The 661-nt window shown below is 59.8% G+C and carries 1 protein-coding gene; it reads right to left on the reverse strand.

The genetic code is table 11. From position 1 onward, the window contains the following. Nucleotides 1–117: 117 nt before the first annotated feature. On the reverse strand, nucleotides 118–661 hold a 544-nt coding region (locus ACYVOK_RS34455), incomplete at its 5' end, for a DUF72 domain-containing protein (protein ID WP_460666800.1).

Below are 661 nucleotides of genomic sequence, written 5' to 3' on the forward strand. Positions count from 1 at the left end.
CTAGTTGAGGCTCTCAATAGGGCATGTGGGCTAGCCGGCGAACCGACAACATCCAGCCCTTCGAGAGCCAGGATCGCGCTGGAGGTGATCTGTGGCGAACCAACGATCGTCGGACGCCTAGGACTGAAGAAGCTTTAAAGTGCTCAGCGCATCGCCGGTGGCTGCGAAAGCAGCCGTATTGTCGAAGATGCACCATGCTGCTCGTCCGACCTTGGCATGGTTTCCAAGGGCCTTGGCAGTTTCCGCCATGACCTCTTGCGAGTACGCCGAGTAGTACATTTTTGGCGATCCATGCAGGCGGTAGTAAACCAGCCCAGTCCAGCCGCCCGGAGTACCGGCACAGGGATGAGGCTTTGGGTCGGCCGCCACCCGCGCGATCCGGTGCTCCACGAGGAAGGCATCGACATCGGCGGTGAACCATGAGACGTGCCGGGGCTCGCAGACGAGATCTCCACCGAAGGAGGCTCGAAGCCTCTCAACGAATGATCGCACGACCGCAGGGTCAAACTTCAGGCTCGGGGGAAGTTGGATGAGAACTGGTCCAAGCTTCGACCCCAATCCGGCGATCTCTCCTAAAAAGCGCTGCAACGGCTCGTCGATATCGCGGAGGCGACCTTCGTGGGTGATCGTCTTCGGCATCTTCACGGCAAAGCGGAAATGG

The sequence above is a fragment of the Kribbella swartbergensis genome (genome assembly GCF_054784135.1).